This is a genomic window from Bradyrhizobium sp. SK17, assembly GCF_002831585.1.
Lineage (GTDB): Bacteria > Pseudomonadota > Alphaproteobacteria > Rhizobiales > Xanthobacteraceae > Bradyrhizobium.
Genome location: NZ_CP025113.1, coordinates 4,532,646 through 4,553,528 on the forward strand (window position 1 = coordinate 4,532,646; position 20,883 = coordinate 4,553,528).

31 protein-coding genes are annotated in these 20,883 nt (G+C 64.1%); 26 read left to right on the forward strand and 5 right to left on the reverse strand.

The genetic code is table 11. The features are described 5' to 3' along the window. Nucleotides 1-7 precede the first annotated feature (7 nt). From rplB to rplQ, 23 genes are all read left to right on the forward strand, one after another. Nucleotides 8-841, forward strand: coding sequence for a 50S ribosomal protein L2 (rplB, locus tag CWS35_RS20605; protein ID WP_024578573.1), 834 nt, complete (start codon nucleotides 8-10; stop codon nucleotides 839-841). 12 nt (nucleotides 842-853) lie between these two features. Continuing rightward, nucleotides 854-1,132: a 30S ribosomal protein S19 gene (gene rpsS, locus CWS35_RS20610; protein WP_024578574.1), complete on the forward strand. Its 279-nt coding sequence runs from the start codon at nucleotides 854-856 to the stop codon at nucleotides 1,130-1,132. A gap of 10 nt (nucleotides 1,133-1,142) precedes the next feature. Continuing rightward, on the forward strand, nucleotides 1,143-1,529 hold the full coding sequence (gene rplV / locus CWS35_RS20615) for a 50S ribosomal protein L22 (RefSeq protein WP_016843750.1): 387 nt from the start codon (nucleotides 1,143-1,145) through the stop codon (nucleotides 1,527-1,529). 20 nt (nucleotides 1,530-1,549) lie between these two features. Next, nucleotides 1,550-2,251 carry a 30S ribosomal protein S3 gene (gene rpsC / locus CWS35_RS20620; RefSeq protein WP_024578575.1) on the forward strand — a complete coding sequence of 234 codons (702 nt, stop codon included), beginning with the start codon at nucleotides 1,550-1,552 and terminating at the stop codon, nucleotides 2,249-2,251. Between the two features lie 30 nt (nucleotides 2,252-2,281). Next, nucleotides 2,282-2,695: a 50S ribosomal protein L16 gene (gene rplP / locus CWS35_RS20625; protein ID WP_016843752.1), complete on the forward strand. Its 414-nt coding sequence runs from the start codon at nucleotides 2,282-2,284 to the stop codon at nucleotides 2,693-2,695. 5 nt (nucleotides 2,696-2,700) lie between these two features. Beyond that, the gene (gene rpmC / locus CWS35_RS20630) at nucleotides 2,701-2,907 is read left to right on the forward strand and encodes a 50S ribosomal protein L29 (protein WP_024578576.1); all 207 of its coding nucleotides are present in this window, start codon (nucleotides 2,701-2,703) and stop codon (nucleotides 2,905-2,907) included. A gap of 11 nt (nucleotides 2,908-2,918) precedes the next feature. After that, nucleotides 2,919-3,167 (forward strand): 30S ribosomal protein S17, encoded by a 249-nt coding sequence (rpsQ, locus tag CWS35_RS20635; protein WP_016843754.1) that lies wholly within the window; start codon nucleotides 2,919-2,921, stop codon nucleotides 3,165-3,167. Between the two features lie 75 nt (nucleotides 3,168-3,242). Further along, on the forward strand, nucleotides 3,243-3,611 hold the full coding sequence (gene rplN, locus CWS35_RS20640; RefSeq protein ID WP_011473865.1) for a 50S ribosomal protein L14: 369 nt from the start codon (nucleotides 3,243-3,245) through the stop codon (nucleotides 3,609-3,611). Then, nucleotides 3,611-3,925 (forward strand): 50S ribosomal protein L24, encoded by a 315-nt coding sequence (gene rplX / locus CWS35_RS20645; protein WP_024578577.1) that lies wholly within the window; start codon nucleotides 3,611-3,613, stop codon nucleotides 3,923-3,925. Before rplN ends, rplX begins: the two co-directional genes overlap by 1 nt. Then, nucleotides 3,918-4,475, forward strand: a complete 558-nt coding sequence (gene rplE, locus CWS35_RS20650) for a 50S ribosomal protein L5 (protein ID WP_029878722.1) — start codon at nucleotides 3,918-3,920, stop codon at nucleotides 4,473-4,475. The genes rplX and rplE overlap by 8 nt, the downstream gene beginning before the upstream one ends. A gap of 46 nt (nucleotides 4,476-4,521) precedes the next feature. Further along, the gene (gene rpsN, locus CWS35_RS20655) at nucleotides 4,522-4,827 is read left to right on the forward strand and encodes a 30S ribosomal protein S14 (protein ID WP_024578579.1); all 306 of its coding nucleotides are present in this window, start codon (nucleotides 4,522-4,524) and stop codon (nucleotides 4,825-4,827) included. Between the two features lie 14 nt (nucleotides 4,828-4,841). Further along, nucleotides 4,842-5,240 (forward strand): 30S ribosomal protein S8, encoded by a 399-nt coding sequence (gene rpsH / locus CWS35_RS20660; RefSeq protein ID WP_024578580.1) that lies wholly within the window; start codon nucleotides 4,842-4,844, stop codon nucleotides 5,238-5,240. Nucleotides 5,241-5,254: 14 nt separating this feature from the next. Then, the gene (gene rplF / locus CWS35_RS20665) at nucleotides 5,255-5,788 is read left to right on the forward strand and encodes a 50S ribosomal protein L6 (protein WP_024578581.1); all 534 of its coding nucleotides are present in this window, start codon (nucleotides 5,255-5,257) and stop codon (nucleotides 5,786-5,788) included. 11 nt (nucleotides 5,789-5,799) lie between these two features. Next, nucleotides 5,800-6,159: a 50S ribosomal protein L18 gene (gene rplR / locus CWS35_RS20670; protein ID WP_016843760.1), complete on the forward strand. Its 360-nt coding sequence runs from the start codon at nucleotides 5,800-5,802 to the stop codon at nucleotides 6,157-6,159. 58 nt (nucleotides 6,160-6,217) lie between these two features. After that, a complete protein-coding gene (rpsE, locus tag CWS35_RS20675) occupies nucleotides 6,218-6,793 on the forward strand; it encodes a 30S ribosomal protein S5 (RefSeq protein WP_021081649.1) in 576 nt (191 codons plus the stop codon). 39 nt (nucleotides 6,794-6,832) lie between these two features. Then, on the forward strand, nucleotides 6,833-7,024 hold the full coding sequence (gene rpmD / locus CWS35_RS20680) for a 50S ribosomal protein L30 (RefSeq protein WP_024578582.1): 192 nt from the start codon (nucleotides 6,833-6,835) through the stop codon (nucleotides 7,022-7,024). A 21-nt stretch (nucleotides 7,025-7,045) separates the two neighbouring features. Then, a complete protein-coding gene (gene rplO, locus CWS35_RS20685; RefSeq protein ID WP_024578583.1) occupies nucleotides 7,046-7,531 on the forward strand; it encodes a 50S ribosomal protein L15 in 486 nt (161 codons plus the stop codon). Between the two features lie 157 nt (nucleotides 7,532-7,688). Continuing rightward, nucleotides 7,689-9,023 carry a preprotein translocase subunit SecY gene (gene secY / locus CWS35_RS20690; RefSeq protein ID WP_024578584.1) on the forward strand — a complete coding sequence of 445 codons (1,335 nt, stop codon included), beginning with the start codon at nucleotides 7,689-7,691 and terminating at the stop codon, nucleotides 9,021-9,023. Between the two features lie 71 nt (nucleotides 9,024-9,094). Continuing rightward, a complete protein-coding gene (locus CWS35_RS20695) occupies nucleotides 9,095-9,982 on the forward strand; it encodes an adenylate kinase (RefSeq protein ID WP_100953440.1) in 888 nt (295 codons plus the stop codon). Between the two features lie 190 nt (nucleotides 9,983-10,172). Further along, the gene (gene rpsM / locus CWS35_RS20700) at nucleotides 10,173-10,541 is read left to right on the forward strand and encodes a 30S ribosomal protein S13 (protein ID WP_016843766.1); all 369 of its coding nucleotides are present in this window, start codon (nucleotides 10,173-10,175) and stop codon (nucleotides 10,539-10,541) included. Between the two features lie 114 nt (nucleotides 10,542-10,655). Next, nucleotides 10,656-11,045: a 30S ribosomal protein S11 gene (rpsK, locus tag CWS35_RS20705; RefSeq protein WP_006021048.1), complete on the forward strand. Its 390-nt coding sequence runs from the start codon at nucleotides 10,656-10,658 to the stop codon at nucleotides 11,043-11,045. A gap of 129 nt (nucleotides 11,046-11,174) precedes the next feature. Then, nucleotides 11,175-12,194, forward strand: coding sequence for a DNA-directed RNA polymerase subunit alpha (locus tag CWS35_RS20710; RefSeq protein WP_018272129.1), 1,020 nt, complete (start codon nucleotides 11,175-11,177; stop codon nucleotides 12,192-12,194). A 138-nt stretch (nucleotides 12,195-12,332) separates the two neighbouring features. Next, nucleotides 12,333-12,749, forward strand: a complete 417-nt coding sequence (gene rplQ / locus CWS35_RS20715) for a 50S ribosomal protein L17 (protein ID WP_024578586.1) — start codon at nucleotides 12,333-12,335, stop codon at nucleotides 12,747-12,749. 166 nt (nucleotides 12,750-12,915) lie between these two features. Here the strand turns inward: rplQ and CWS35_RS20720 are convergent, their stop codons facing one another. Both CWS35_RS20720 and CWS35_RS20725 read right to left on the reverse strand, forming a co-directional pair. Then, the gene (locus CWS35_RS20720; RefSeq protein ID WP_100953442.1) at nucleotides 12,916-14,574 is read right to left on the reverse strand and encodes a methyl-accepting chemotaxis protein; all 1,659 of its coding nucleotides are present in this window, start codon (nucleotides 14,572-14,574) and stop codon (nucleotides 12,916-12,918) included. Beyond that, a complete protein-coding gene (locus CWS35_RS20725; RefSeq protein WP_100953444.1) occupies nucleotides 14,575-14,952 on the reverse strand; it encodes a hypothetical protein in 378 nt (125 codons plus the stop codon). It lies immediately after the preceding gene. A 412-nt stretch (nucleotides 14,953-15,364) separates the two neighbouring features. Here CWS35_RS20725 and CWS35_RS20730 point away from each other — a divergent pair, with 412 nt between their 5' ends. Together CWS35_RS20730 and CWS35_RS20735 are read left to right on the forward strand one after the other, a co-directional pair. Then, entirely contained in the window at nucleotides 15,365-16,159 is a 795-nt protein-coding gene (locus CWS35_RS20730; protein ID WP_024578588.1) for an SDR family NAD(P)-dependent oxidoreductase, read from the forward strand. Between the two features lie 9 nt (nucleotides 16,160-16,168). Further along, the gene (locus CWS35_RS20735) at nucleotides 16,169-16,465 is read left to right on the forward strand and encodes a DUF1330 domain-containing protein (protein ID WP_100953446.1); all 297 of its coding nucleotides are present in this window, start codon (nucleotides 16,169-16,171) and stop codon (nucleotides 16,463-16,465) included. A gap of 219 nt (nucleotides 16,466-16,684) precedes the next feature. Here the strand turns inward: CWS35_RS20735 and CWS35_RS20740 are convergent, their stop codons facing one another. The 3 genes from CWS35_RS20740 to CWS35_RS20750 all read right to left on the reverse strand — a co-directional run bounded on the left by CWS35_RS20740 (nucleotide 16,685) and on the right by CWS35_RS20750 (nucleotide 20,383). Beyond that, on the reverse strand, nucleotides 16,685-17,812 hold the full coding sequence (locus CWS35_RS20740) for a hypothetical protein (protein ID WP_100953448.1): 1,128 nt from the start codon (nucleotides 17,810-17,812) through the stop codon (nucleotides 16,685-16,687). Between the two features lie 231 nt (nucleotides 17,813-18,043). Further along, nucleotides 18,044-19,123: a phosphotransferase family protein gene (locus CWS35_RS20745; RefSeq protein ID WP_024578591.1), complete on the reverse strand. Its 1,080-nt coding sequence runs from the start codon at nucleotides 19,121-19,123 to the stop codon at nucleotides 18,044-18,046. Nucleotides 19,124-19,369: 246 nt separating this feature from the next. Next, complete coding sequence (locus tag CWS35_RS20750; protein WP_100953450.1) at nucleotides 19,370-20,383, reverse strand: zinc-binding alcohol dehydrogenase family protein; 1,014 nt, start codon at nucleotides 20,381-20,383, stop codon at nucleotides 19,370-19,372. 118 nt (nucleotides 20,384-20,501) lie between these two features. On the opposite strand from CWS35_RS20750, the gene CWS35_RS20755 reads away from it, so the two are divergent. Further along, complete coding sequence (locus tag CWS35_RS20755) at nucleotides 20,502-20,882, forward strand: helix-turn-helix domain-containing protein (RefSeq protein WP_024578593.1); 381 nt, start codon at nucleotides 20,502-20,504, stop codon at nucleotides 20,880-20,882. The last annotated feature ends 1 nt before the right edge of the window (nucleotide 20,883 follow it).

Here is a 20,883-nt window from a genome sequence, read left to right on the forward strand (position 1 = left end):
AACGACGATGGCATTGAAAACCTTTAATCCCACGACGCCGGGCCAGCGCCAGCTGGTCATGGTCGATCGTTCGGCGCTCTACAAGGGCAAGCCGGTGAAGACCCTGACCGAGGGCAAGCTCGGCAATGGCGGTCGCAACAACACCGGTCGCATCACCGTGCGTTTCCGCGGCGGCGGCCACAAGAAGGCCTACCGCACCGTCGACTTCCGCCGCGACAAGGTGGACATGCCGGCAGTGGTGGAGCGGCTGGAGTACGATCCGAACCGCACCGCCTTCATCGCGCTGATCAAGTATCAGGACGGTGAACTCGCCTACATCCTGGCGCCGCAGCGTCTGGCGGCGGGCGACACCGTCGTCGCCGGCAACTATGTCGACGTCAAGCCGGGCAACGTCATGCCGCTCGGCAACATGCCGGTCGGCACGATCGTGCACAACATCGAGCTGAAGATCGGCAAGGGCGGCCAGCTGGCGCGTTCGGCCGGTACCTATGCCCAGATCGTCGGCCGCGACCAGGACTACGTGATCGTCCGTCTGAACTCGGGCGAGCAGCGTCTCGTGCACGGCCGTTGCCGCGGCACGATCGGCGCGGTCTCGAACCCCGATCACATGAACATCTCGATCGGCAAGGCCGGTCGTACCCGCTGGCTCGGCTGGCGTCCGCATAACCGCGGCGTCGTCATGAACCCGATCGATCACCCGCACGGCGGTGGTGAAGGTCGTACCTCGGGCGGTCGCCACCCGGTTACTCCGTGGGGCAAGCCGACCAAGGGCAAGAAGACCCGCACCAACAAGTCGACCAACAAATTCATTCTCCTCAGCCGCCACAAGCGGAAGAAGTAAGGAACGCCGGACATGGTTCGTTCAGTCTGGAAAGGCCCGTTCGTCGAAGGCTCTCTGCTCAAGAAGGCAGATGCCGCGCGCGCGTCCGGCCGTCACGACGTCATCAAGATCTGGAGCCGCCGCTCGACCATCCTGCCGCAGTTCGTCGGCCTGACGTTCGGCGTCTATAACGGCCACAAGCACGTGCCGGTGGCCATCAACGAAGAAATGGTGGGTCACAAGTTCGGCGAGTTCTCGCCGACCCGTACCTTCCACGGCCATTCGGGCGACAAGAAAGCCAAGAAGGCTTGAGGATTAACCGATGAGCAAACCAAAGCGCGAACGTAGCCTCGCGGACAATGAGGCCAAGGCCGTCGCCCGCATGCTGCGCGTCAGCCCGCAGAAGCTGAACCTGGTGGCGCAGCTGATCCGCGGCCGCAAGGCGTCGGCTGCGCTCGCCGACTTGCAGTTCTCGCGCAAGCGGATCGCGGTCGACGTCAAGAAGTGCCTGGAATCGGCGATCGCGAACGCCGAGAACAACCATGACCTCGAAGTCGACGATCTCGTCGTCGCCGAGGCGCATGTCGGCAATGGCATCGTGATGAAGCGTTTTGCTCCGCGCGGCCGTGGTCGTTCGGGCCGTGTGTTCAAACCGTTCTCGCACCTGACCATCGTGGTTCGTCAGGTCGAGGCCGAGGCAAGCGCTTAAGAAGGGCGCAGGAGAAGACGATGGGTCAAAAGATCAATCCAATCGGGCTGCGTCTCGGCATCAACCGGACCTGGGACTCCCGTTGGTTCGCTGGCAAGCAGGAATACGGCAAGCTCCTGCACGAGGACGTCAAGATCCGCGAGATCCTGCACAAGGAGCTCAAGCAGGCGGCCGTCGCCCGCATCGTGATCGAGCGTCCGCACAAGAAGTGCCGCGTGACGATCCATTCGGCCCGTCCGGGCGTCGTGATCGGCAAGAAGGGCGCCGACATCGACAAGCTGCGCAAGAAGGTCGCCGACATCACCTCGTCGGACGTCGTGATCAACATCGTCGAAATCCGCAAGCCGGAGCTCGACGCGACCCTGGTCGCTGAATCGATCGCCCAGCAGCTCGAGCGCCGCGTCGCGTTCCGTCGCGCCATGAAGCGCGCCGTGCAGTCGGCGATGCGTCTCGGCGCCGGCGGTATCCGCATCAACTGCTCGGGCCGTCTCGGCGGCGCCGAAATCGCGCGCATGGAGTGGTATCGCGAAGGTCGCGTGCCGCTGCACACGCTGCGCGCCGACGTCGACTACGGCGTCGCCACCGCGTTCACGACCTTCGGCACCTGCGGCGTCAAGGTCTGGATCTTCAAGGGCGAGATCCTCGAGCACGATCCGATGGCCCAGGACAAGAAGATGGCCGAAGGCGACAACACGCCGCGTTCGCGCCGCGACGCCGCTTGAGGCAAAGCAGGAATTTGAGGGCTTAAAGCCATGATGCAACCTAAGAAAACGAAGTTCCGGAAGGCGCATAAGGGCCGTATCCACGGCGTTGCGACCTCTGGCGCGACGTTGGCGTTCGGCCAGTTCGGCCTGAAGGCGATGGAGCCTGAGCGCGTCACCGCCCGTCAGATCGAAGCCGCCCGCCGCGCGCTGACCCGTCACATGAAGCGTGCCGGCCGCGTCTGGATCCGGGTGTTCCCGGACGTGCCGGTGTCGAAGAAGCCCGCCGAAGTCCGCATGGGCTCCGGCAAGGGTGCGCCGGAATTGTGGGTGGTCCGGATCAAGCCGGGCCGCGTGATGTTCGAAATCGACGGCGTGCCGGTGCAGACCGCCAAGGAGGCGCTGTCGCTCGCCGCCGCCAAGCTGCCGATCAAGACGCGCTTCGTCGCGCGCATTGCGGAGTAATCGCCATGGCCGAGATGAAAGTTGAAGACATTCGCGCGATGAGCGACGACCAGCGGGAAGACGCGGTCCTGAACCTGAAGAAGGAACGCTTCAACCTGCGTTTCCAGCGCGCCACCGGGCAGCTGGAGAACACCTCGCGGATGCGGGAAGCCCGCCGCGATATCGCTCGTATCAAGACCATCGCCGCGCAGCAGCGCGCGAAGAAGAAGTAAGGGGCTAGCTCATGCCGAAACGTACTCTGCAGGGCGTGGTCGTCAGCGACAAGCAAGCCAAGACCATCGTGGTGCGCGTCGATCGCCGCTTCACCCACCCGATCTACAAGAAGACGATCCGCCGTTCCAAGAACTACCACGCGCACGACGAGAACAACCAGTTCAAGCCGGGCGATATGGTCTGGATCGAGGAATCGAAGCCGATCTCGAAGCTGAAGCGCTGGACCGTGGTCCGGGGCGAACACAAGAAAACGGCCTGATTACTTCGGCCTGGCCGAAGACATTCAGGGAAATTTTGAGCGCGCTAAAGCGCAGAAAGAGGACGAGGTGCATCAATGATTCAGATGCAGACCAACCTCGACGTGGCCGATAATTCTGGCGCACGCCGTGTCATGTGCATCAAGGTTCTTGGAGGTTCCAAGCGCCGCTATGCCACCGTGGGCGACGTTATCGTTGTGTCGATCAAGGAAGCCATCCCGCGTGGCAAGGTGAAGAAGGGCGACGTGATGAAGGCCGTCGTGGTGCGAGTCCGCAAGGACATCCGCCGCGCCGACGGTTCGGTCATCCGTTTCGACCGCAACGCCGCCGTACTGATCAACAATCAGTCCGAGCCGGTCGGCACCCGTATCTTCGGGCCGGTGCCGCGCGAGCTGCGCGCCAAGAACCACATGAAGATCATTTCGCTCGCGCCGGAGGTGCTGTGATGGCTGCCAAGATCCGCAAGGGCGACAAGGTGATCGTGCTCACCGGCCGCGACAAGGGTCGCACCGGCGAGGTGTTCGAGGTGCGTCCGGACGAGAACAAGGCTCTCGTCCGTGGCGTCAACATGGTGAAGCGTCACCAGAAGCAGACCCAGACCCAGGAAGGCGGCATTATCTCCAAGGAGATGCCGATCGACCTTTCCAACGTCGCGTATGTCGGCAAGGACGGCAAGCCGACCCGCATCGGGTTCAAGATTCAGGCCGATGGCAAGAAGGTTCGTGTTGCCAAGAGCTCGGGAGCAGAGATCGATGGCTGATACCGCTTACATTCCGCGCCTGCGCACGGAGTATGACAAGAAGATCCGCGGCATGATGACCGAGAAGTTCGGTTATGCCAACGTGATGCAGGTGCCGCGCCTCGACAAGGTCGTGCTCAACATGGGCGTGGGCGATTCCGTCAACGACCGCAAGAAGGCCGAGACCGCCGCTGCCGAGCTGACCCAGATCGCCGGCCAGAAGGCGATCGTGACCTATTCGCGGATCGCGATCGCGACCTTCAAGCTGCGTGAGAACCAGCCGATCGGCTGCAAGGTCACGCTGCGCAAGACCCATATGTACGAGTTCATCGACCGCCTGGTGAACGTGGCGCTGCCCCGCGTCCGTGACTTCCGCGGCCTGAACCCGAAGAGCTTCGACGGCCGCGGCAACTATTCGCTCGGCATCAAGGAGCACATCATTTTCCCCGAGATCGACTTCGACAAGGTCTCGGAAGCGCGTGGCATGGACATCACGGTCTGCACCACCGCCAAGACCGACGACGAGGCGCGTGCCTTGTTGACCGCTTTCAATTTCCCGTTCCGGCAGTGAGTAGCTGAGCCAAAGCCACTCAAACGCGGATACCCAGGAGCCAAGCATGGCAAAGAAGAGTTCAGTCGAGAAGAACAACCGGCGCAAGCGGATGACGAAGAACGCCGCTCCGCAGCGCGCGAAGCTGAAGGCGATCATCGCCGACAAGACCAAGCCGATGGAAGAGCGCTTCGCGGCGACGTTGAAGCTTGCCGAGATGCCGCGCAACTCGTCGGCGACGCGCATCCGCAACCGCTGCGAGCTGACCGGGCGTCCGCGCTCGAACTATCGCAAGAACAAGCTGTCGCGCATCGCGCTGCGTGAACTCGGCTCCAAGGGCCTGGTTCCCGGGCTCGTGAAGTCGAGCTGGTGAGGAGGGTCGGAACCATGTCTACGCACGATCCGATTTCCGATCTGATCACCCGCATCCGCAATGCGCAGATGCGTTCGAAGTCCAAGGTCTCGACCCCGGGCTCCAAGATGCGCGCCAACGTGCTCGAAGTGCTGAAGTCCGAGGGTTACATCCGCGGCTACGCCAGCGTCGAGCACGCCTCGGGCCGCAGCGAGCTCGAGATCGAGCTGAAGTATTTCGACGGCGAGCCCGTCATCCGCGAGATCGAGCGGGTGTCGAAGCCGGGCCGCCGCGTTTACGCCTCGGTGAAGAACCTGCCGCGCGTGAACAACGGTCTCGGCATTTCGGTGTTGTCGACGCCGAAGGGAATCATGGCTGACCACCAGGCGCGCGACGCCAACGTGGGCGGCGAAGTTCTCTTCACGGTGTTCTGAGGAAGGATTTTACGATGTCACGTATCGGCAAGCGGCCGGTGGCGATCCCGTCGGGTGTGACGGCGACCGTCGAGGGCCAGACGGTGAAGGTGAAGGGGCCGAAGGGCCAGCTTCAGTTCGTCGTGCATGACGACGTCGAGGTGAAGTTCGAGAACGGCCAGGTCAAGGTCGCTCCGCGCGTCAAGACCAACCGCGCGCAGGCGATGTACGGCACCGCGCGCGCGCAGGTCGCCAACCTCGTCGAGGGCGTCACCAAGGGCTTCGAGAAGAAGCTCGAGATCACCGGCGTCGGTTACCGCGCCGCGATGCAGGGCAAGAACCTGCAACTCGCGCTCGGCTACAGCCACGACGTGGTCTACGCGATCCCGGAAGGCATCACCATCGCGGTGCCGAAGCCGACCGAGATCACGATCACCGGCAACGATCCGCAGCGCGTCGGCCAGGTCGCCGCCGAGATCCGCGCCTACCGTCCGCCGGAGCCCTACAAGGGCAAGGGCGTGAAGTACGCCAACGAATTCATCTTCCGCAAGGAAGGCAAGAAGAAGTAACGGAGCCGGTCATGTCACTCAAGGTTACGAATGCCCGGCGCAAGCAGCGCGTGCGCCTTGCGCTTCGCCGCTCGGCAGGCGGCCGTCCGCGGCTGTCGGTGTTCCGCTCGTCCAAGCACATCTACGCCCAGGTCATCGACGACCAGAAGGGCGAGACGCTGGCGTCCGCCTCGTCGCTGGAGAAGACCATGCGCGACGCCGGCAAGACCGGCGCCGACATCGATGCTGCCAAGGCCGTCGGCAAGCTGCTGGCGGAACGCGCGGCGCAGAAGGGCGTCAAGGAAGTCGTGTTCGATCGCGGCGCCTACATCTATCACGGGCGCGTCAAGGCGCTCGCGGATGCGGCGCGCGAAGGCGGGCTCAGCTTCTAACCGAATTTGAACGATTACGAGGAAAGAGGCGCAAGCCTCCTAGAGATTGGAAAACACCATGGCAGGTGAACGCGAACGCGGCGGCCGCGAACGGAGCAGGGAGCGCGAGGAGCGCGACAGCGAGTTCGTCGACAAGCTCGTCCACATCAATCGCGTGGCGAAGGTCGTCAAGGGCGGCAAGCGCTTCGGTTTCGCAGCGCTGGTCGTGATCGGCGACCAGAAGGGCCGGGTCGGTTTCGGCCACGGCAAGGCGCGCGAAGTGCCGGAAGCGATCCGCAAGGCGACCGAATCGGCGAAGCGCAATTTGACGCGCGTCGCGCTTCGGGAAGGCCGCACGCTGCATCACGACGTCGCCGGCCGTCACGGCGCCGGTCGCGTCTATCTGCGCACCGCTCCGGCGGGTACCGGCATCATCGCCGGCGGCCCGATGCGCGCGGTGTTCGAGACGCTCGGCATCCAGGACGTGGTGGCGAAGTCGATCGGTTCGTCGAATCCCTACAACATGGTTCGCGCGACCTTCGACGCGCTGAAGCATCAGGATTCACCGCGCTCGGTGGCCGCCCGCCGCAACATCAAGGTCTCCACCCTGCAATCGCGCCGCGTCGGCGGCGACGCCGAAGTGGTGGCGGAATAACAACGCGCGCTTCTCGAAGCGCTATTCGGAGTTACTGTCATGGCCAAGGCCAGCAAGACGATCAAGGTCGAGCAGACAGGCAGCGCGATCCGCCGCCATCACTCGCAGCGTTCGACGCTGATCGGCCTCAAGCTCAACAAGATCGGCCGGGTTGCCGAGCTACAGGACACCCCTGAAGTTCGCGGCATGATCAGCAAGGTTCAGCATCTCGTCCGCGTCGTCGGCGAGTAAGCAGAGATAAGGAGAAGGGCGATGAAGCTCAGCGATATCGCCGACAACGCCGGCTCGCGCAAGAAGCGCATGCGTGTCGGCCGTGGCATCGGTTCCGGCAAGGGTAAGACCTCGGGCCGCGGCGGCAAGGGCCAGACCGCGCGTTCGGGCGTCCGCATCAAGGGTTTCGAAGGCGGCCAGATGCCGATGCATCGCCGTCTGCCGAAGCGCGGCTTCAACAACATCTTCCGGCTCGATTTCGCCGAGATCAATCTCGACCGTTTGCAGGAAGCGATCGACAACAAGCTGGTCGATGCGAGCGCGACGGTGACCGTCGAGACGCTGGTCAAGGCCGGCGTGCTGCGTCGCGCCAAGGACGGCCTGCGGCTGCTCGGCCGTGGCGAGATCAAGGCCAAGCTGACCATCGAGGCGCACGGCGCTTCCAAGTCGGCCATTGCCGCGGTCGAGAAGGCCGGCGGCTCGGTCAAGATCCTGGCCCCCGCCAAGGACGAAGGCGAGGCGGCGTAACATCTGCGTCATTGCCCGCCGGCCACGCGGGCAATCCGCAGATCGAATGATGGACTTATCGAGGCCGAGCACCAGATAATGTCCGGTGTCTGCCGAACGCCCCGAGCGCACTGATCTCGGGGGCTTCGGCGAAGCGGGCTCCGGGAGAAAGCCGAACATGGTCTCAGCAGCCGAACAACTTGCCGCAAACCTCAATTTCGGACAGCTGGCGAAAGCCGACGAGCTGAAGAAGCGCATCTGGTTCACCCTGGGTGCGCTGCTTGTTTATCGGCTGGGCACCTACATCCCGCTGCCCGGCATCGATCCCAACATCTGGGAGCAGGTGTTCCGCAGCCAGTCCGGCGGCATCCTCGGCATGTTCAACATGTTCGCCGGCGGCGGCATCCACCGCATGGCGATCTTCGCGCTCAACATCATGCCGTACATCTCGGCATCGATCATCGTGCAGCTGTTGACCACCGTGTCGCCGCAGCTCGAGGCGCTCAAGAAGGAAGGTGAGGCGGGCCGCAAGACGCTGAACCAGTACACCCGCTATCTGACGGTGATCCTGGCGCTGTTCCAGTCCTACGGCATCGCGATCGGCCTCGAGGGTGCCGGCAACGTCGTCAGCGACCCCGGCATGTTCTTCCGGATCTCGACCGCGATCACGCTGACCGGCGGCACCATGTTCCTGATGTGGCTCGGCGAGCAGATCACCTCGCGCGGCATCGGCAACGGTATCTCGCTGATCATCCTGTCCGGCATCGTCGCCGAGCTGCCGTCGGCGCTCGCCAACATGCTGGAACTCGGCCGTCAGGGCGCGATGTCGACCGGCCTGATCCTGATCGTCATCGTGATGGCGGTCGCCGTGATCGCTTTCATCGTGTTCATGGAGCGCGCGCAGCGCCGGCTCCTGATCCAGTATCCGAAGCGCCAGGTCGGCAACAAGATGTTCGAGGGCCAGTCCTCGCATCTGCCGCTCAAGCTCAACACCTCGGGCGTGATTCCGCCGATCTTCGCTTCGTCGCTGCTGCTGCTGCCGACCACGGTCGCGAACTTCAACGCTGGCAAGGGCCCGGAGTGGTTCCAGTGGCTCACCACCCAGCTCAGCCACGGCCGCCCGCTGTTCCTGCTGCTCTATCTGGCGCTGATCGTGTTCTTCGCCTTCTTCTACACCGCGATCGTGTTCAACCCGACCGAGACCGCGGACAATCTGAAGAAGCATGGCGGCTTCATCCCGGGCATCCGGCCCGGCGAGCGCACGGCGGAATATATCGACTACGTGCTGTCGCGCATCACGGTGCTCGGCGCGATCTATCTGGCGATCGTCTGCTTGATTCCTGAAATTCTGATTTCCTACGCCTCGGTCCCGTTCTACTTTGGTGGCACTTCGCTCCTGATCGTCGTCAGCGTAACGATGGATACGGTGTCGCAAGTGCAGGGCTATCTGCTCGCCCATCAATATGAAGGGTTGATCAGGAAGTCGAAGCTCAGGGGAGGCCGCCGCCGCTGATCGCGGCGCGGCTCCAAAGTCAAAACACAGGTGTGCGGACCTCGCCCACCTAGCCGGGGGGCGAAACAGCGATGAGATTGATCCTCTTGGGGCCGCCGGGCTCGGGCAAGGGAACCCAGGCGCAGCGGCTGGTGCACAGGCACGGCATCGTGCAGCTCTCGACCGGCGAGATGCTGCGCGCAGCGGTTGCCGCGGGCACGCCGATCGGTTTGCAGGCCAAGGAGATCATGGCCAATGGCGGCCTGGTTCCCGACGAAGTCGTGGTCGGCATCATCGCCGACCGAATCGAGCAGCCCGACGCCAAGAAGGGATTCATTCTCGACGGCTTCCCGCGCACCGTGCCGCAGGCGGAGGCGCTCGACGAGTTGCTCCGGAAGCGGCACCTCAAGATCGACGCCGTGGTCGAACTGCGCGTCAACGAGAGCGCGCTGCTCGCCCGCGTTGAGAAGCGCGCCGAGGAGACCCGTGCGCGCGGCGAGGACGTGCGCCTGGACGACACGCCGGAAGTGCTGACCAAGCGCCTGGCGCAGTACCGCTCGATGACGGAACCGCTGATTCACTATTATTCGGAGCGGCGCAAGCTGCTGACCGTCGATGGCATGATGGCCATCGAGCACGTCACCCGCGACATCAACCGGATCCTGGCCGCGCTCGGCGCGCTGGAGCCGAGGGAGCATGAGGAGCCCAAGGCGGCCTCAAAGGCTGCCAAGAAGGGGTCCAAGGGCACCAAAAAGAGCTCCAAGGCTGCCAAAAAGCCGGCCAAGACCGCTGTGAAATCGGCCAAAAAGGCCGCCAAGGCGGTTGCCAAGGCCAAGACGGCGAAAAAGGCGACCAAGAAGGCTGCCAGGAAGCCGGCGAAGGCCGGAAAGCAGTCAACCCGCGCCGCCAATGCCCGGAAGGGTGCAAAGACCGCCAAAAAGGCGGCAAAAAAGCTCACGAAACAGCGAGCTAAGCGCTAGGAGCGGTTGACGAAACCGACATGAATCCTTTAATAAGCCCCGCATCCAAGTTGGATAGTTTTATGACGATGCCGGGCCCCAAAGGACACGAGGGGTGGGCGTCGTGTTCGCGTTTGTGGACACAAGCCCGCAAGTAGCAAGAACTTGAGAAGCCCGTATCCGTGATGGAGCGGCGACAGGAGAGAAGTCCGTGGCCCGTATTGCCGGCGTCAACATTCCGACCAACAAGCGCGTGCTGATCGCGCTTCAGTACATCCATGGCATCGGCCAGAAGAACGCTGCCGACATCATGGAAAAGGTGAAGATCCCGGTGGATCGTCGCGTCAACCAGTTGACCGACCAGGAGGTCCTCCAGATCCGCGAAGTCATCGACCGCGACTATCTGGTCGAGGGCGACCTCCGCCGCGAGGTCGGCATCAACATCAAGCGTCTGATGGACCTCGGCTGCTATCGCGGCCTGCGCCATCGCCGCGGTCTGCCGGTGCGCGGCCAGCGTACCCACACCAATGCGCGCACGCGCAAGGGTCCGGCCAAGGCGATCGCCGGCAAGAAGAAGTAAGTTTTGCGAATTGCCGATGGGGAGTAGCGAATCGACATTCGCTGCTCGCCATTTGCGTTTTGAGGTGTAGCCGCTGGCACTACGGCGGCGTTGAGATCACAGGAAAGGTTAGAAATGGGCAAGGAAGCCACCCGCGTACGTCGCCGCGAACGCAAGAACATTGCCTCCGGCATCGCGCACGTGAATTCGTCGTTCAACAACACGACCATCACCATCACCGACGCGCAGGGCAACACCATCGCCTGGTCGTCGGCCGGCACGATGGGCTTCAAGGGTTCGCGCAAGTCGACCCCTTATGCCGCGCAGGTCGCGGCGGAAGACGTCTCCAAGAAGGCGCAGGAACACGGCATGCGCACGCTGGAGGTCGAAGTGGCTGGCCCGGGTTCGGGCCGTGAGTCGGCGCTGCGTGCGCTGCAGGCCGCGGGCTTCACCGTCACCTCGATCCGCGACGTGACCACGATCCCGCACAATGGCTGCCGTCCGCGCAAGCGTCGGCGCGTTTGATCTGTAAGTCGCGGGCGGCCCCTGGCCGCCCTGCGATGGTTTTTGGAATTGACCGCGCGGACGCTTCCGCGATCTCCAACGCCAGGTACGGCCTCTCGTGTGGCCCTGTGACCGGCAAAGGGTGAAAAAGTGACGATCCAGAAAAATTGGCAAGAACTCATTCGACCGAACAAGCTCCAGGTCACGCCGGGCTCGGACGCGAGCCGGTTCGCCACCGTCGTCGCCGAGCCGCTCGAGCGCGGCTTCGGCCAGACGCTCGGCAACGCGCTGCGCCGCATCCTGCTGTCCTCGCTGCAGGGCGCCGCGGTGCAGTCGGTGCACATCGACGGCGTGCTGCATGAGTTCTCCTCGATCGCTGGCGTCCGCGAGGACGTCACCGACATCGTGCTCAACATCAAGGACATCTCGATCAAGATGCAGGGCGAAGGCCCGAAGCGCATGGTCGTGAAGAAGCAGGGCCCGGGTGCCGTCACCGCCGGCGACATCCAGACCGTCGGCGACGTCACCGTGCTCAACCCCGATTTGCAGCTCTGCACGCTGGACGACGGCGCCGAGATCCGCATGGAGTTCACGGTCACCACCGGCAAGGGCTATGTCGCCGCCGAGCGCAACCGTCCCGAGGACGCCCCGATCGGCCTGATCCCGGTCGACAGCCTGTTCTCGCCGGTCCGCAAGGTCTCCTACAAGGTCGAGAACACCCGTGAGGGCCAGATCCTCGATTACGACAAGCTGACCATGACGATCGAGACCAACGGCGCGATCACGCCGGAGGACGCGGTGGCCTATGCCGCGCGCATCCTGCAGGATCAGCTCAACGTGTTCGTCAACTTCGAAGAGCCGCGCAAGGAAGTCACGCAGGAGATCATCCCCGATCTGGCGTTCAACCCGGCGTTCCTCAAGAAGGTCGACGAGCTCGAACTGTCGGTGCGTTCGGCAAACTGCCTGAAGAACGACAACATCGTCTACATCGGCGATCTGGTGCAGAAGTCGGAAGCGGAAATGCTCCGCACCCCGAACTTCGGCCGCAAGTCGCTGAACGAGATCAAGGAAGTGCTGGCCCAGATGGGTCTGCACCTCGGCATGGAAGTGCCGGGCTGGCCGCCGGAGAACATCGACGAGCTCGCCAAGCGTTTCGAGGATCACTACTGAGCGAATAGGGAGTAGCGAATAGCGAATGGAAGACTATTCGCTATTCACCATTCGCTACTCGCTAGTTGGGCGAACGCAGGATGCCCACCTGCACTTGTCGCTGAACCACCGCGACAGAATTGAAGAAGGAATAAGACAATGCGTCACGGCAAGGTTCATCGGAAGCTCAACCGCACCGCCGAACACCGGCGTGCGATGTTCGCCAACATGGCGGCCGCGCTGATCAAGCACGAGCAGATCGTCACCACGCTGCCGAAGGCCAAGGAACTGCGGCCGATCGTCGAGAAGCTCGTCACCCTCGGCAAGAAGGGCGGTCTCGCCCTGCGCCGCCAGGCGATCTCGGAGCTGCGTGACCAGGATCAGGTCAAGAAGTTGTTCGACACGCTGGCGACCCGCTACAAGGACCGCCAGGGCGGCTACACCCGCATCATCAAGGCCGGCTTCCGCTACGGCGACAACGCGGCGATGGCCGTGATCGAGTTCGTCGACCGCGACGTCGATGCCAAGGGCCAGGACTCCGGTCCGGTCCAGGACAAGGAAGCCGAGGCGGCGTAAGCCGGTATCGAGCCAGGTTTTGAAAGCGGCGCCTTCGGGCGCCGTTTTTGTTTGTCTGGCCAGGGCACGATGAACTTACTTCGAACCGGGCAAGCGGGCTCCGTTGCACCTCGCTCCTTAACAACGGGGCGAGGGGGCTCAGTGCTCGCGGTTCGACTTGACCTCGTCATTCCGCCCGGATCGTGGCGATGAAATTGTCGAGCTCCTGCTTCAGGCGGCCGTTGCCGTCCGACAGCAGCCGCGACGAGGTCAGCACCTGCGACGACGCGGTGCCGGTCCTGGAGGCGCCGCTCGCCACCTGTCCGATGCTGACCGCCACCTGCGAAGTCCGCTCCGAGGCGACCTGAACGTTCTCCGCGATGCTTCGCGTCGCCCGGCCTTGCTCCTCGATCGCCCCGGCCACGTGAGAGGCGATCTGCGAGATCCGCTGGATGATCCCGGCGATGTCGCTGATCGCGCCGGCAGACTCCCGTGTTGCCGCCTGGATGTCCGCGATCTGGGCGCGAATGTCTTCGGTCGCCTCCGCGGTCTGCCTGGCGAGCGTCTTCACCTCCTGCGCGACCACGGCAAAGCCGGCGCCGGTCTTGCCGGCTCGCGCCGCCTCGATCGTCGCGTTGAGCGAGAGCAGGTTGGTCTGCCGCGCGATCGCAGCGATCAGCTGCACCACATTGCCGATGCGGTCGGCGGCGGAGGCGAGTTGCGCCATCCGCGCGTCGGTCTGCTGCGCCTGGGCGACAGCGGCGCTGGCGAAGCTGGCCGATTCGCCGACCTGGCGTCCGATCTCGGAAGCCGAGACGATCATCTGCTCGGTCGCCGCGGCAACCCGCCGGACGTTGTCGGAGGCCTCTTCTGACGCCGCGGCAACCCGCCGGACGTTGTCGGAGGCCTCTTCTGACGCCGCGGCGACATTGGCGGACAGGTCCTGCGTGTGATGGGCGGTGTCGCTCAGATCGTGTGCCGAAGCCGCGAGCTCTTCTGATGCCGCCGACACCGTCGCGATGACGTTGCCGGCGCTCGCCTCGAACGCCGCCGCGAGCCGGGCCAATTCGGCCTTGTGTCGATCCGCCGCCCGGCGGTCTTCCTCGCGCCGGGTGTCGAGCTCGGCGCGTGCCCTTTGCTGTGCCCTGGTCTTGAAGCTTTCGACGGCCCGCGCCATGCCGCCGATCTCGTCGGTCCGATCGAGACCGGGCAGCACGACGTCGAATTGTCCTTCGGCGAGCTGCCGCATCGCCGCGCTCATCCGGCTGATCAGGCCTGCGACCCGCCGGCCGAACAGGATGGCGAACAGCGTCAGCGCGAATGCGACGATCCCGATCAGCCAGCTGAACGTCTGCCTGAAGGCGTCGGCCCTGCGCTGCGCGAGTTCGGCGCGGCTGTGGGCCGCATCCGCGACCTTGATCAGCGCCGGCCGGGTACGATCGAAGATCTGCGAGAGGTCGTCGAGCTGATCGTCGAGTGTCTGGCGCGAGACCAGGAAGCCGGCGAAGGCAAGCTTGTAGGCGCGGGCAAGACCGAGCAGCTCGGTCTTCACATCCGCGGGGAGCGCGGCGGCCGCGAGCGCAGTCTCGAAATCGGCCTCGCGCTCGTTGAGCTGGTCGCCAAATCGCTCTTCGCCGCTCAGCGCGAAGTCCTTTTCGAGACGGCGCATCGTCAGCAGCAGGACGGTGAGACGCGGCTGATCGAGCTGTCCGACCCTGGCTTCGAACTGCTGAACCGCGCTGCGCAGCTTGCCCTGCAAGCCGTCGCTCGGATTCATGCCGAGGATGCGCTGGGCGCCGACGATGTTCTGGAACCGGGTCGCATAGAGGTTGATTCCGCTTCGCAACTAGGCGACCTGCCGAATCGGATCGCCTTCCGGCGCGGTGGCCGCGAAGGCTTCGAGCCTGTCGAGCAAGGCGATTTCTTCGGCAACGCAGCCGGCAAGTTTCTTCGCCAGCGCTTCGTCGCGCGACTTCAGGAAACGGGCCGCGATCTGCTGCGTCTCCAGGAAGCCATCGGAGAGTTCGGACAGCTGTGCCCTGAAGCGCATGCTGTCATCCGACTCGCGCTGGACATGCGCCGCGTAGTCGAGGCCGCCGAGACAGGTGACGCTGACGATGGCGACACCGCCAATCCCGAGCATCGCGATCTGGCTTTTGAGACTGGGACGAAATCGTTTCAGGACAAGCGAAGCGAACGGCTTGATCCTGGAAGTGACGAACATCTGATGCATTCCTGTCAGTCGCGCTGGCTCCGGACGTCGTTATCGGAGGAAGGCTGCGTCCGGTTGCCGAGACAACGGCTCGAACTCGCACGAGCCGTTTCGCGGGACGCTTATCGGCGGCGAATTGACAATGTGTGAAAGCCATCACCGTGCGCGCGATGTTTCATATGAAGATTGCATGAAGGCTGGCGAGACGATGCATCAACCAAGATCGCGCGTGGCAATTTGACTCGCGGCGAAAATGCGCACTGTGCCTGCCGCGTCATCAGCGCGACATGGTTGCCGCCGGCCACGAGAGGTGCTGAGATGCCGGTACGCATTGCCGAGAATTTGCGCATGTACCTGCCCAAACCCCGGTTGCATCCACGAGCGCGCATCGAAATATGACCGATTGGCTGACAGGAGACATCTCATGAAGATCGACCTTTCCGGAAAGACTGCGCTGGTGACTGGCTCGACCGCGGGCATCGGCAATGCCATTGCAAAAGGGCTCGCCGCGACCGGCGCCGAGGTCGTGGTCAACGGCCGCGGTCAGGCCAAGGTCGACGCAGCGGTTGCCGCGATCGAGCAGGCAGTACCGGGTGCGAAGGTTCGCGGCATTGCCGCCGACGTATCGAGCGCGGAAGGTTGCAGGGCGCTGCTCGCTGCGCTGCCCGAGGTCGACATCCTCGTCAACAATGCCGGCATCTTCGAGCCGAAGGGCTTCTTCGACATTCCCGACGAAGACTGGAGTCGCTTCTTCGAGGTCAACGTGATGTCGGGCGTGCGCCTGTCGCGCGGCTACATGCAGGGCATGCTGAAGCGCAATTGGGGCCGCATCGTTTTCATCTCCTCGGAATCCGGCCTCAACATCCCGACCGAGATGATCCATTACGGCATGACCAAGACCGCGCAGCTTGCGATCGCGCGCGGGCTTGCCGAGCTGACCAAGGGCACCGCCGTCACCGTCAATTCCGTGCTGCCCGGACCAACCATGTCCGAGGGCGTCGAGGCCTTCGTCAAGGATCTCGCCAGGCAGAACGGCCAGTCGGTCGAGGAGGCGGCTGCTAATTTCGTCAAGCAGCACCGGCCGACCTCGTTGCTGCAACGCTTCGCCAGCACCGAGGAGATCGCCAACCTCGTGGTCTATGCCTGCTCGAAGCAGGCCTCCGCCACCAACGGCGCCGCGCTGCGCGCCGAGGGCGGCATCGTCAATACGATCGCGTGAGCTGTGGCCATGTCCGCCTATGTGATTTCAGAGGTCGATGTGAAGGATGCCGCAGGTTTCGAGGCCTATCGCACGATCGCCGCCAAGGCGATCGCGCAATATGGCGGGCGCTATCTCGTGCGCGGCGGTGCTGCTGAGGCGGTCGAAGGCGGACCACCGCCCAAGAACATCATCGTCGTCGAATTTCCGTCGATGGCGCGCCTGCACGAATGGTATGCGTCACCAGAATATGCCGAGGCGCTCAGGCATCGACGGACCGCACTGGACCGCCGGCTGATTTTCGTCGAGGGCGTGCCGCCAGGCTAAGGCCTGATGAAATTAGGTTGAGCTGGAACGGCGTCGGAGGTTCACCTCTTCCTTGGGAGAGGTCGATTTGCGCAGCAAATCGGGTGAGGGGTTGCGGTCTATCGAGAGAGCAGGAGCCCTCACCCGGATTGCTTCGCAATCCGACCTCTCCCCGTCGGGGAGAGGTGAACCAAGAACGCGCCAAGCCGCTTCGACCAAAGCTCATCCCGCTTTAGAGCGCTATCCTTTGGCTCCGTCCAGGAACTCGCTGAATCCTGCGGGACGGTAGGGACCGAAGCAGATCTGCTCCAGCACGCCGATCCCGGTCTGGTCGCCCTGGCGGGCACGCACCACCTGTTGCACGTGGACGTTCTCGCGCGCCAGCGGATCGAGCGTCGCGGGATCGAACGACTCGCCGCCGATCTCGAGTTCGCCCTTCCACATGCCCTGGCCCCATTGCGGATGACCGTAGCCGAGGCCCTTCATCTGGAATTTGAGGATCGGGTCGAGCGCGATGGTCGTGGTGTGGCCGTCGATGTCGACGAGATCGATTTCGGCCGACTGCGCCAGCCGGGTGTTCTTCACGTATTTGACGCGATGCCGCGCGGTCGCCATGCGGCGGTCGAGCCCGTCGACGACGCCGGGGATTTCGCCCTCGCTCAGGTACAGCGGCGCGGTGATGCCCTCGCGCACCAGTGCCTCGCCTTGCGTGCCGTCGAAGAAGATGGCGTGCGAGATGTGGTCGTCCCAGACCAGCGGCGCCCACAGGAAGAACACGCTTGGCGGCGGCATCGGCGCGCCGCCGACATCGCGCTCGCCGACATTGCGCACGCCCCAGGAGCGATCCTTGGTGCCGTAGCAGGTGTGATCGTCGACCTTGATCTCGCCATCGGGGTGGCGAATGACGCCGTGCCAGCGGCCGAACTGGTCGAACCGGGTCGCATCCATCGCGCGGCGGTCGCCCGACCACAGCGTCTGGCGGGCTTCCTGGATCGCGGCGGTGCGCGCGGAGAATGTCAGGTCGCAGGCGAGGCCGGTCGCATTGTCGTCGAGCACGACCCGGGTGCGGCGCATCGGCTCGATCACCTCGAGCCGGAACGGGCCGACCTGCATCTCGGTGCGCTCGATCGGCGCCCGCCGCGAGCCGTAGAAGCAATGCTGCCTTCCGCCGCGCTCGACGACGCTGAAGGCGCAATCGAGGATCTTGCGGTGCGGGTAGATCGCAATCCCGATGCCGAAATAATACGCGCCGTCGGCTGTGTAGCCGTTGAACCAGGTCCGGTCATAGACGTTGCGATCGCTGGTCGACGGAACCGCGATCGGCTCCGGCGTCTGGTGGATGGGGAAGTCGTCCAGTTTGTTGAGCACGCCGATCCCTTTCGCTGTTCTCAGAGCAAGATGAGTTAGGATTGAATCAGTTGGCCACGCACTCACTCAACCTCTCCCCGACGGGGAGAGGTCGATTTGCGGAGCAAATCGGGTGAGGGCCGAGGCTCTACCGAGGGACCGCAATCCCTCACCCGGCGCTACGCGCCGACCTCTCCCAAGGGAGAGATGAACCTCCGTCACCGATCCAACTCAACCTAAGCTCGTCACGCTTCAGTCCAGCCAGTATGAAAAACTGTCGTGGTCGAGGGCTTGCGCGCAGGCGCCGCGGGTCATTTTCAGGAACAGCGCGTCGCCGCGCTCGGAGCGCTGGACGCTGAGCGCTGAGACGACCCCCATCACGATGCCGTGCAGCGTGTAGCGCCGGTAGTCCCGCCAGCACTGATCCCAGCCATAGTCGCGCACGCCGCGGCGGAGCAGTTCCGAATGATATGATCGCACCAGGTCGACTTCATGCAATCGCCGTTCGGACGGATCGATGCCGGCCGACAGGAAATAGGCGACGTCGACGACGCCTGGTCCCACCGTCAGCGTCTGCCAGTCCAGCGTCGCCATCGGATGGCTGTTGCCACGCACCTCGAACAGCATGTTGTCGAGCCGGAAGTCCGCGTGCTGCAAGGTTCGCGGCGTCGATCGATCCGACTGGTAACGCGGCAGCGCGTCGGGGAGCCGGTCGATCAGATCGAGAAATTCCGGCTCGATCACGCCGCGGTAGCGATCCTTGTAGTGACCGATGATGCCGGGCAGCACCGCGCGAAGGTCTCTGCGTCGGCTTGCGGCAACCACGAAGCATTGTACGGCGTCGAGTGTGGGATCGTTCCATCGCGGTGCATGGAGGGCCGCCGCCTCGGTCATCGCCGTCCGGCAGTCCTCGATCCAGCACCCGGCGAGTTGATCGCCGGGGCGCGCGGGCGCGAGGTCTTCCAGGATCAGGGTGAAGTCGTCGGTCGCCGGATCGATTTCCGCGAGGATCGGCCGCGGGGTGTGAATGGCGACGGTCGCTGCCAGCTCGCGATAGAACGCGACCTCGCGGACGTAGAGCGTGTGCGCGGAGCCGGAACGGCGGCTGTCGGGATCCGCGGCCGGGAATTTGCCGACGACGCTTGCGGGCGCGTTCGGCTCGTCGCCGTCGTAGCTCAGGCGAAAGCGATAGCTGTCGCCGACGAGGCCGTTGCCGACCGGCTTGCAAGCGACATCGATCACCCTGGCCTGGTCGATCACACCGGCTTCGCGCAGCGCCCGCGTCATCCACTCCGGATCGATCCGTGACGGATCGGCCGTGAGCAAACTCATCGGCGTCCTCCCATCCCCTTTGCATACCCTTGGGGCGTCACCACCGCTCCGGCCGCGTTGTGCACGGCCGGATTGAAGACGGGGTGATCGTTGCGCAAATCATACAGGCGATCGCAGCTTTGGCAAAAGCCGCGTGTCGGCCTGTGGGGAAGTCATGTAGGGCGGGTTAGCGTAGCGTAACCCGCCGCTCTCGGCGCGTGGTGCGGTGGGTTACGGCTTCGCCTAACCCACCCTACGCATCGGGACCTACCAGCCTTCCAGCACGATCTTGCCGCGCGACTTGCCGCTTTCCAGCAGCGCGTGGGCGCGCTTCAGGTTGGCGGCATTGATGGTGCCGAGGGTCTGGTCGAGCGTGGTGCGCAGCACGCCCTTGTCGATCAGATCGGCGACGTCGTTGAGCAGGTGATGCTGCGCGATCATGTCTGACGTCTGGAACGACGAGCGTGTGAACATCGATTCCCAGTGCACCGACACCGCCTTGCCCTTGAACGCGGCGACGTTGAACTCCGGCGGATCGTCGATCAGGCCGAACTTGCCCTGCGGCGCGATGAAGTCGGCGATCGACTTGTAATGCTGGTCGGTGAAGGTGAGGCTGGCGACGAGGCCGACCGGCGGCAGCTTCAGTTTCTCGATCTGCTCCTTCATCGGCTGCGAGTGGTCGATCACGGCATGGGCGCCGAGATCGCGACACCATTGCTGCGACTCCGGCCGTGTCGCGGTCGCAACCACGGTCAGGCCGGTGAGGCGGCGTGCCAACTGGATCAGGATCGAGCCGACGCCGCCGGCACCACCGGTGATCAGGAGCGTGCGCGGATCGAGGCTCTTGCCCGGCACCGCGCCGAGCCGGTCGAACAGCAGTTCCCAGGCGGTGATCGAGGTCAGGGGCAGGGCGGCCGCCTGCGCGAACGACAGCGAGGCGGGCTTGTTGCCGACGATGCGTTCGTCGACCAGATGAAATTCCGAATTGGTGCCCTGGCGCTGGATCGAACCGGCGTAGAACACCTCGTCGCCGGGCTTGAACAGCGAGACGTCGGGCCCGACCGCATCGACCACGCCGGCCGCATCGAAGCCGAGGATCTTGTAGCCGCCATCGGTCGGTGCGGCGCGCTTGCGCACCTTGTAATCGACGGGGTTGGCCGAGATGGCTTTCACCGCAACGCGGATGTCGCGTCCTTTCGGCTCGGGCTTGGCGATCTCGAAATCGACGAGCGAATCCGCCGCCTCGATCGGCAGCGACTTTTGGTATCCGACGGCCTTCATGCCTGGTCTCCGTGATGGGCGATTGCCTGCCGTGTTACCTGTCGCGCTGGCGTCAATTTGGCAAGTACTGTAAAATCAGGGAACTAGTCCCCGTTTGTATACTATTGGGAAATACCCGATGAAGCGGAAGAATTTCGCGCGCCGGCCGGGCTGCGCGGTCGAGGCAGCGCTGGATCTGATCGACGGCAAATGGAAGGGCGTGATCCTGTATCACCTACAGGCCGGCACCCAGCGCTTTGGCGAGCTGCGGCGGCGGATGCCGGGCATCACCCAGCGCATGCTGACCAAGCAACTGCGCGCGCTCGAGGACGACGGCCTCGTGATCCGCAAGGTCTATGCCGAGGTGCCGCCGCGCGTCGAGTATACGCTGTCCGAACTCGGTGAGAGCCTGCGTCCGGTGATCGATATCCTGAAGGCGTGGGGCGAGGGCCATCAGGAGCGGCTGTCCTGCGCGCCGGCGCCCGAGGTCGTGGTCAAGAAGCCGAAGCGCGCGGCGTAGT

Excerpts from the sequence above, each read along its gene's own strand:
- rplX (WP_024578577.1), top strand. The coding sequence starts at position 3,611 with ATGGCTGCCAAGATCCGCAAGGGCGACAAGGTGATCGTGCTCACCGGC.
- rplR (WP_016843760.1), top strand. The coding sequence starts at position 5,800 with ATGTCACTCAAGGTTACGAATGCCCGGCGCAAGCAGCGCGTGCGCCTT.
- CWS35_RS20745 (WP_024578591.1), bottom strand. The coding sequence starts at position 19,123 with ATGAGTTTGCTCACGGCCGATCCGTCACGGATCGATCCGGAGTGGATG.
- rpsK (WP_006021048.1), top strand. The coding sequence starts at position 10,656 with ATGGGCAAGGAAGCCACCCGCGTACGTCGCCGCGAACGCAAGAACATT.
- rplV (WP_016843750.1), top strand. The coding sequence starts at position 1,143 with ATGAGCAAACCAAAGCGCGAACGTAGCCTCGCGGACAATGAGGCCAAG.
- rplP (WP_016843752.1), top strand. The coding sequence starts at position 2,282 with ATGATGCAACCTAAGAAAACGAAGTTCCGGAAGGCGCATAAGGGCCGT.
- rpsS (WP_024578574.1), top strand. The coding sequence starts at position 854 with ATGGTTCGTTCAGTCTGGAAAGGCCCGTTCGTCGAAGGCTCTCTGCTC.
- CWS35_RS20750 (WP_100953450.1), bottom strand. The coding sequence starts at position 20,383 with ATGAAGGCCGTCGGATACCAAAAGTCGCTGCCGATCGAGGCGGCGGAT.
- rplB (WP_024578573.1), top strand. The coding sequence starts at position 8 with ATGGCATTGAAAACCTTTAATCCCACGACGCCGGGCCAGCGCCAGCTG.
- rplE (WP_029878722.1), top strand. The coding sequence starts at position 3,918 with ATGGCTGATACCGCTTACATTCCGCGCCTGCGCACGGAGTATGACAAG.
- rplN (WP_011473865.1), top strand. The coding sequence starts at position 3,243 with ATGATTCAGATGCAGACCAACCTCGACGTGGCCGATAATTCTGGCGCA.
- rpmC (WP_024578576.1), top strand. The coding sequence starts at position 2,701 with ATGGCCGAGATGAAAGTTGAAGACATTCGCGCGATGAGCGACGACCAG.
- CWS35_RS20755 (WP_024578593.1), top strand. The coding sequence starts at position 20,502 with ATGAAGCGGAAGAATTTCGCGCGCCGGCCGGGCTGCGCGGTCGAGGCA.
- rpsQ (WP_016843754.1), top strand. The coding sequence starts at position 2,919 with ATGCCGAAACGTACTCTGCAGGGCGTGGTCGTCAGCGACAAGCAAGCC.
- CWS35_RS20725 (WP_100953444.1), bottom strand. The coding sequence starts at position 14,952 with ATGTTCGTCACTTCCAGGATCAAGCCGTTCGCTTCGCTTGTCCTGAAA.
- rpsC (WP_024578575.1), top strand. The coding sequence starts at position 1,550 with ATGGGTCAAAAGATCAATCCAATCGGGCTGCGTCTCGGCATCAACCGG.
- rpsN (WP_024578579.1), top strand. The coding sequence starts at position 4,522 with ATGGCAAAGAAGAGTTCAGTCGAGAAGAACAACCGGCGCAAGCGGATG.
- rpmD (WP_024578582.1), top strand. The coding sequence starts at position 6,833 with ATGGCCAAGGCCAGCAAGACGATCAAGGTCGAGCAGACAGGCAGCGCG.
- rpsH (WP_024578580.1), top strand. The coding sequence starts at position 4,842 with ATGTCTACGCACGATCCGATTTCCGATCTGATCACCCGCATCCGCAAT.
- rplQ (WP_024578586.1), top strand. The coding sequence starts at position 12,333 with ATGCGTCACGGCAAGGTTCATCGGAAGCTCAACCGCACCGCCGAACAC.
- CWS35_RS20730 (WP_024578588.1), top strand. The coding sequence starts at position 15,365 with ATGAAGATCGACCTTTCCGGAAAGACTGCGCTGGTGACTGGCTCGACC.
- CWS35_RS20695 (WP_100953440.1), top strand. The coding sequence starts at position 9,095 with ATGAGATTGATCCTCTTGGGGCCGCCGGGCTCGGGCAAGGGAACCCAG.
- secY (WP_024578584.1), top strand. The coding sequence starts at position 7,689 with ATGGTCTCAGCAGCCGAACAACTTGCCGCAAACCTCAATTTCGGACAG.
- rplF (WP_024578581.1), top strand. The coding sequence starts at position 5,255 with ATGTCACGTATCGGCAAGCGGCCGGTGGCGATCCCGTCGGGTGTGACG.
- rplO (WP_024578583.1), top strand. The coding sequence starts at position 7,046 with ATGAAGCTCAGCGATATCGCCGACAACGCCGGCTCGCGCAAGAAGCGC.
- rpsE (WP_021081649.1), top strand. The coding sequence starts at position 6,218 with ATGGCAGGTGAACGCGAACGCGGCGGCCGCGAACGGAGCAGGGAGCGC.
- CWS35_RS20735 (WP_100953446.1), top strand. The coding sequence starts at position 16,169 with ATGTCCGCCTATGTGATTTCAGAGGTCGATGTGAAGGATGCCGCAGGT.